This window comes from Nonomuraea sp. NPDC050547 (assembly GCF_044457345.1).
Taxonomy (GTDB): domain Bacteria; phylum Actinomycetota; class Actinomycetes; order Streptosporangiales; family Streptosporangiaceae; genus Nonomuraea.
Genome location: NZ_JBITGW010000032.1, coordinates 76565 through 83513 on the forward strand (window position 1 = coordinate 76565; position 6949 = coordinate 83513).

Annotated in this window: 6 protein-coding genes; 2 read left to right on the plus strand and 4 right to left on the minus strand. The window is 73.5% G+C overall.

From position 1 onward, the window contains the following. Window positions 1-1938 carry a sensor histidine kinase gene (locus tag ACIBHY_RS51635; protein WP_397310674.1) on the minus strand — a complete coding sequence of 646 codons (1938 nt, stop codon included), beginning with the start codon at window positions 1936-1938 and terminating at the stop codon, window positions 1-3. A gap of 167 nt (window positions 1939-2105) precedes the next feature. On the opposite strand from ACIBHY_RS51635, the gene ACIBHY_RS51640 reads away from it, so the two are divergent. Together ACIBHY_RS51640 and ACIBHY_RS51645 are read left to right on the plus strand one after the other, a co-directional pair. Then, window positions 2106-3215 (plus strand): serine hydrolase domain-containing protein, encoded by a 1110-nt coding sequence (locus ACIBHY_RS51640; protein ID WP_397310675.1) that lies wholly within the window; start codon window positions 2106-2108, stop codon window positions 3213-3215. Between the two features lie 131 nt (window positions 3216-3346). After that, a complete protein-coding gene (locus tag ACIBHY_RS51645; RefSeq protein WP_397258859.1) occupies window positions 3347-4759 on the plus strand; it encodes a S41 family peptidase in 1413 nt (470 codons plus the stop codon). A 180-nt stretch (window positions 4760-4939) separates the two neighbouring features. On the opposite strand, the gene ACIBHY_RS51650 is transcribed toward ACIBHY_RS51645, so the two are convergent. From ACIBHY_RS51650 to ACIBHY_RS51660, 3 genes are read right to left on the minus strand one after another with little or no spacing between them, the layout of a single operon-like run. Then, window positions 4940-5071, minus strand: coding sequence for a hypothetical protein (locus ACIBHY_RS51650; protein ID WP_397310676.1), 132 nt, complete (start codon window positions 5069-5071; stop codon window positions 4940-4942). Between the two features lie 32 nt (window positions 5072-5103). Next, window positions 5104-5670, minus strand: a complete 567-nt coding sequence (locus ACIBHY_RS51655) for a class I SAM-dependent methyltransferase (RefSeq protein ID WP_397310677.1) — start codon at window positions 5668-5670, stop codon at window positions 5104-5106. 11 nt (window positions 5671-5681) lie between these two features. After that, complete coding sequence (locus ACIBHY_RS51660) at window positions 5682-6842, minus strand: cation:proton antiporter (RefSeq protein ID WP_397258853.1); 1161 nt, start codon at window positions 6840-6842, stop codon at window positions 5682-5684. Window positions 6843-6949 lie beyond the last annotated feature (107 nt).

Here is a 6949-nt window from a genome sequence, read left to right on the forward strand (position 1 = left end):
TCACGCCGGGAACCAGACGCGCACCCCGCCGTCGGAACGGGTCATCCGGCCGCCGGCGACGTCGGCCAGCTCCCGCAGCCGGCGCCGGGCGTCGTGTCCCGCGCTGCCCGACACCGTGACGCCCGCGGGCAGGTAGGACACGGTCGGCTCATGAGGCAGGATCGCCTGGGCCGCGAGGAAGGCGGTGACCTCGGTCGCAGCGGGCAGGTCGCGGCGGATCCCGGTGTAGCGGGCGCAGACGCCGTGCCGGGCGGCGAGGGCGGCGATCCCCGGCAGGGTGGGCGGCGGGTCGTCGCCGCCGACCGGGTCGCGCATCGTCGCGAGCACCTGCCTGAGCACGGCGAGCGCGGCGCGGGCCTCGGCGAGCGTGGTTTCGGGACATCCCGCCCGGGCGGTGGCGGCGACCGTCCTGATTCGCGTGGCCACCGACTCCCGAAGGCCGGCGGCCACGCGTTCGCGTTCGGACAGCGTCGCGGCCGTCGCCCGTCCGGCGAGTACGGCGCGCTCGCGCGCGTCGGCGGCGTGGCGGCGCGCCCCGGCGGCTCCGGCTGCCAGGCCGAAACCCCAGACCGCCGTCGCCAGCGCCGCGGTCAGCAGGGTCAGCAGGGCCCCCGAGGCCGCCCCGGGCCCGGTCGTGAGCGTCGCGGCGGCGACGACGGTGACGGCCAGAGGCGCCGGGAGGCTCGCGCGCCGCCGTACGGCCGCGAGGGTGAAGACGAGCGTGAGCTCGACCCAGCAACCGGTGAGAAAGACGTCACCGGGATGCTGGACCGGCCACAGAAGCAGAAGCGGATGGACGGCCAGGGCCATCGCCAGAGCGGGTCCGGGCGCGCGGCGCCGCCAGGCCAGCGGCAGGGCGTGCAGGACGAGCAGCGGAGCCAGCACGATGACCTGCTCGCCCGTCACGCGCGGCAGCCGTCCGGGCAGGAGCATGGAGCCGAGCGACAGCGCCACGGCCAGCAGGACCAGCGCGTGGTCGGCCGCGCGAGCGCCGCGCCAGGACCGGATCGGGGTCCGCGCCTCCTCCCCGGACAGGGGAAGGACCGCCCGCACCCGCCAGCCGCGTCCCCGGGGACCGGCGGTGAGGCTGCCGCCGCGCGCGGCGACGACCGTGGCCAGCCCGCGCAGGCCCTGACCGCCCTCGGGCCCGCCGAGCGCGGATCCGCCCTCGTCGGTGACCGTCACCAGCAGGCCGTGCCGGCGTTCCTCGATCACGACCCGCGCCCGGCCGCCGTGCGCGTGGCGCGCGGTGTTGGTCAGCGCCTCACGCACGACCTGGTACGCGAGGGCGGCGACCGGCGGCGGCATCCGGCCGGCGGTGTTGGTGTAGGACAGGCCGGGCTGCGGCCAGGCCGCCACGAGGGCGTCGACGGCGGCCGGCTCGACCGGGACGGGGCGGCCGGCGGCCAGCGCGTCCAGCTCGGTGACGGCCAGGCGACCCGCCTCCCCGGCGTTCCGCATGGCCCGCGCCAGCAGGTCCTGGTCACGCAGGCGCAGCGCGGCGGACAGGCCGACCACGATGCCGGTGAGCCGGTGGACGAGGGTGTCGTGGAGCTCGGTGGCGAGCCTGAGCCGTTCGGTGTCGGCGGCGAACCCGGGCACCGACCGGATCCCGGCGCGGTGCGCGGCCTGGGCGCGGCGGCGGGCGGCACGCCGTCTGGACGCGCGGCCCAGCGCCCACGCCGACGCCGCCAGCCCGGCCGTCAGCAGCGTCGCCCCGGCGACGGCCTGGGGCTGGTGGCCGCGGGCCGCGATCACGACGGCCGTCGTGGCCACCGCGATCCCCGCCGCCAGCACGGCCGTCTCCGCGAGGTGCCGTACGGCGAGGCCGTACAGCACAACCATGACCAGCAGGAGAGCGGCCGGCCACCACAACTGCGCCGGGTCGGACAGCCCGAGCGTGACGCCTCTGTCGCCCAGCCCGACCGTCCATTCCATGCGGGCCAAGATACGGACCCGCTGTTATGGCCGTTGTGAGCCGGCCCGTCATCCTCGCGGGTGAGAGCCCCGCCGACCGGCCTGCCGCCGATCCGGTTCCAGGGGCCGATTCCGGCGCCGTGCCCGCTTCCTAGCGTGAAAGGACCTCGTGAGAAGGGAAGCGAAACATGAAGCGAACCATGGTGGCCGCGCTGTCGGTGGTGCTGGTCTGCGGGCTGCCCGCGACGGCGCGGGCGGCGGACCGGGAGCGGCTCGGCGACGTGCAGGAGGCGCTGGACGCCCTGGCCCGGCGGCCGGGTGTGCTGGCCGCGATCGGCGAGGCGCGAGTCGACGGGCGCCTGGTCGGCCGCGGCTCGGCCGGATCCCGGCTGCGTGACGGCAAGGGCGGAAAGGTGTCGCCCGACGCCCGCTACCGGGCGGGCTCCCAGACCAAACTCATGATCGGCGTGGCCGTGCTGCAGCTGGTCAAGGAAGGCAGGATCGGGCTGGACGACACGTTGAGCGAGCTGTTGCCCGCGGTCGCCGGCGACGCCGTCGTGAAGAAGGCGGACGAGATCACCCTGCGGCAGCTCCTGCGCCACACCTCGGGCATCCCGGACTGGTCGGTCACCATGGCCGCCGACCCCGACCGGTACCTCTTCACGAACGTCCATCGCGACTACCGCCCGCTGGAGGTGGTCAAGATGTCGAGCGGGCTGCCGCGCACCGGCGCGCCCGGCGAGCGCTTCTCCTACTCCAACACCAACTACACGCTGCTCGGCATGATCGTGGAGAAGGTCACCGGCCGCTCACTGCCGGGCGAGCTCGACCGGCGGGTCTTCAGGCCGCTGGGCATGACGCGCAGCTACCTGTCCACCGCGCCGGGCATCAAGGGCAGGCACGCGCACAGCTATGTGCCCGACCGTTCCGGCAGGCTCCGCGACGTGACCAGGCAGAACCCGTCCTTCGGCGGTGCGGCGGGCGGCGTCGTCTCCACGGCCCGCGACCTCAGCGCCTTCGCCCGAGCCTATCTGCGGGGCACGCTGCTGCCGCCGGAGCTGATGAAGGTGCTCACCGACCCGCCGGAAGGCGTGCCCACCGGGCCGCAGGAGAAGTGCGACGTCCACACGAACGCGGGCAGCTTCCCCGGCTACATCAGCGCCACCGTCTCCTCCAAGGACGGCAGGCGGCAGTTCGCCCTTTCCGTCACGTTCAGCGGGCCGGACAAGCTGCGCGGCGACGCGCTGTCCGATCCTGAGGGGATGCGGAAGGCGGCGGCCGCCGTGCTCTGCCCGTAGGCCTCATCCCCGGGAAGGACGACGCCCGCCAACTGGCCCGTCGCACATTTCGTCCCCGGAGGGGAGATCGCCGCTCCCGGCGCTCCCTAGCGTGAAAGTGCAGCTCGAATCCCATGCGAGGAGACACCCTCATGAAGAATTGGCTGGCCGTGACGCTGTGCGCCGTCGCCGTTCTGTCAAGCTCGGCCACGGCCTCCGCGGCCGTCGACCGGCCACCGGCGTGCGCGGAACCCACGGCCCCGAAGCCGCTGCCGTTGAAGCCGACCACGGCCGACACCGTCGGCCAGGGCTACTTCTGCCTGTTCACCCACTACGCCGCCGGCGCCAAGCTCAACCACCGCGACCTGCTGACCGGGGCGTTCGCCGGGCTCACACGGGAGCTCCACCGGCGCGGCCTGGACAGGACCGAGGCGACCATGCCGGTCCTGTCCGGCGACCGCGACCGTGACTGGGACGCCTTCAAGAAGGTGTACGAGCAGGTCATCGACTCCCTGCCGGACGACCCCGCGGCGCGTCAGGCCGTGGGCGAGTCGACCATGCGGGGAATGCTGGCCGGCCTGCACGACAACCACGTCATGTGGAACAGGAACGTCGATCCGCCCGGCATCGACCCGACGAAGCCCGCCTTCTACGGGACGGGACTCATCACCTCGCCCTCCGGCGCCATCGCGCAGTCCGGCCCGGAGCGCGCCACGCCCCCGCTGCACGTGACCGGGGTGAGCCCCAACAGCTCCGCCGCGGGGAAGGGGCTGCGTCCCGGTGACGTGATCGAGGCGGTCAACGGGGTGCCGCCGTTCGCCAACGGCATGCTCTCGCCCGGCGTGGCCCGCTGGCTGAACCAGCAGTATCCGCAGCAGGAGAAGCTGCGCCTCAAGGTCCGGCGCCCCTCCACCGGCCGTACCTGGACCGTCACCGTGCGGCCGGGGCTGTTCAGCATGCCGGTGCGGTACGTCTCCGGCAAGCGCCTGAAAGACGGCATCGGCTACGTCAAGCTGGCCGGCTTCGGGCGCGGCGTGGCCGACGAGGTGTTCAAGCAGATCAAGAAGCTGCGCGAGGGCGGCAAACTCACTGGCCTGATCCTGGACCTGCGCGGCAACGGCGGCGGCGCCGCCATGGAGGTCCCGCGCCTGCTCGGCGCGTTCGTGCACGGCAAGGTCTGGCGCTACGGCTGCGACCAGAAGGAGGTCTGCACGCCGTACAAGGTGGACGACAGCGTTCCGCTGCTCGGCCTGCCCCTGGCCGTGCTGACCGACCGCGACTGCGCCTCGGCCTGCGACGCGACCGCCGCCGCCGTCCGCGACCTCAAGCTCGGCCCCATCGTCGGCACCCGCACCGCCGGCCTGGTCTCCGGCCCGGCGCGTCCCCTGCTCCTGAACGACAACAGCGTCCTGGGCCTGCCCATCACCCACGACCTCGGGCCCAACCGGGAGGTCATCGACGGCATCGGCGTGGCTCCCGACCACCACGTCCCCACGACGCCCAAGGACCTGAGCACCGGAAAGGACCCCGCCCTGGCCAAGGCACTCAGCCTGCTCGCGGGCTGAGGTCACGGCCGCGCCGCTCCGCCGTACCCTTCCAGTCGTGCCGGTACGGCGAAGCGGCCCGCCGCGAATCTCCTGGGAATCATCAGCCGCCCGGAGAGAGTCGCGATTCCCGGCGTCGGCGAGCATGAGCGCCCCCAGGCCATGTCGTCAGGCTGAGGCAACCGCGAAGGACCGGCGGGTCTAGCCGAAGAGGATGCCGTCGAAGGTGCCGGACACCTTCGCGTCGAGGGAGAACGCCTCGCAGGTCAACGTCACCTCGTGGGTACGGCCTGCTCCCAGCCGCGTCGAGGACCGTGGGACGACGCTCCCCACCCGTGCCGATCCGGGGAGAGGCCGGTGTCGCGTCATCTCCCGGCGATGACCAGGCGGAACCAGGGGAACAGCACCGTCCCGCTGATCACGCGCTGCGCCTGGATCGCGAGTGCGGCGGCGGCCAGGTGGCGGGACAGGCCGTCGGGGCGTGGGCGGGGGTTCAGGCGGCGGGGCGGTGGGTGGGTGAGGTCGGCGTAGGCGAACACCCCGCCGGGGGCGAGCACGCGGGCGATCTCACGCAGCCCGGCCGCCAGGTCGTGCCAGTGGCGGCAGCTCAGGGTGGCGGTGACCACGTCCGCGCCGGAGTCGGCGAGCGGCAGCCGTTCCGCCCGCGCCCGCACCAGCCAGGAACCGGACGGGCGGGGGCGGGCGGCGGTGAGCATGGCGTGGGCGGCGTCCACCCCGATCAGGCGCGCGTCCGGATAGCGCTCGCGCGCGCGCCGGAGCAGGCGCCCGGTGGCACAGCCCACGTCCACCAGTACGCCGGGCGGCGGCCGATGGCTGTCCAGCAGGTCCAGCAGAGCGGCCTGCACGGGCTCGCTCACGGCGGCCGGCAGGCTGTCGTCGTAGCCTGCCGCCCACTGTTCGAACCGCCCCATGTCTTTCAGTTTCAGGTACGGCGGGCGATCGCGGTGATCAGCGGCTGGACGAGTTTGGCGGCCAGCGGCCCGAAGGCGGCCAGGATGAGGACGTAGGCGGCGGCCAGCGGCCCGAGGTCGGGGTGCGCTCCCGCGGCGACGGCCAGTCCGGCGATGACGATGTTGAATTCGCCGCGGGGGATGAGGGCGATGCCGGCGCGGGCCTGGCCGGCTTTGGCGATGCCGGCGCGGCGGGCGGCGTAGGCGCCGGTGAGCAGTTTGGTGATCATGCTGACGACGGCCAGCAGGATGGCCAGTCCGGCGACGGGCAGGATGGCGGCGGGGTCGGTTTGCAGGCCGAAGAAGACGAAGAAGACGGCGGCGAACAGGTCGCGTACCGGGGCGAGCAGGGTGCGGGCTTCGTGGGCGAGTTCGCCGGACAGGGCGATGCCGACGAGGAAGGCGCCGACCGCGGCGGAGACCTGGAGTTTGGTGGCGATGCCGGCGACCAGGAGCGCGAGTCCGATCACTTTGAGTAGCAGGACCTCGCTGGAGGGGCTGGCGACGAACTTTTCGATGTAGCGGCCGAAGCGCAGCGCGATGAGCAGGACGACGCTGACGGTCGCCAGCGCGATGCCGACCGTCACCGCGCCGCCGGCGAAGCTGACTCCGGCCAGCATGGCGGTGAGGATGGGCAGGTAGAGGGCCATGGTGAGGTCTTCGAAGACCAGCAGGGACAGGACGACGGGGGTTTCCCGGTTGCCGATCCAGCCCAGGTCGGACAGGACTTTGGCGGTGATGCCGGAGGAGGTGGCGTAGGTGACGCCGGCCATGGCGACGGCGGCGACCGGGCCCCAGCCGAGCAGCAGGGCGGCGATCGCGCCGGGCGCGGCGTTGAGCACCAGGTCGACCAGGCCGGCGCGGGCGTTGCTGCGCAGGGAGGAGACGAGCTCGGAGGCGTTGTATTCGAGGCCGAGGGTGAGGAGCAGGAGGATGACGCCGATCTCGGCGCCGGTGGCGATGAATTCGCCGCTGGTGGCCAGGGGGAGGATGCCGCCTTGGCCGAAGGCGAGGCCGGCCACGAGGTAGAGGGGGATGGGGGAGATGCCGGCCCGTACCGCTAAGGCGCCGAGCACGCCGAGGCCGAGGATGATGGCGCCGAGTTCGAGGATGAGGATGGCGGTGTGGTGCACGCGGTGTCTTTTCTATCCGGTGGCGAGGATCTCGGCGACCGCCGCGGTGGACTCGGCCGTGCCGACGACGACGATGACGTCGCCGGCCAGCAGGGCGAGGTCGGGGG

Coding starts and splice junctions, on each gene's coding strand:
- ACIBHY_RS51635 (WP_397310674.1), bottom strand. CDS start 1,938: ATGGAATGGACGGTCGGGCTGGGCGACAGAGGCGTCACGCTCGGGCTG.
- ACIBHY_RS51640 (WP_397310675.1), top strand. CDS start 2,106: ATGAAGCGAACCATGGTGGCCGCGCTGTCGGTGGTGCTGGTCTGCGGG.
- ACIBHY_RS51645 (WP_397258859.1), top strand. CDS start 3,347: ATGAAGAATTGGCTGGCCGTGACGCTGTGCGCCGTCGCCGTTCTGTCA.
- ACIBHY_RS51655 (WP_397310677.1), bottom strand. CDS start 5,670: ATGGGGCGGTTCGAACAGTGGGCGGCAGGCTACGACGACAGCCTGCCG.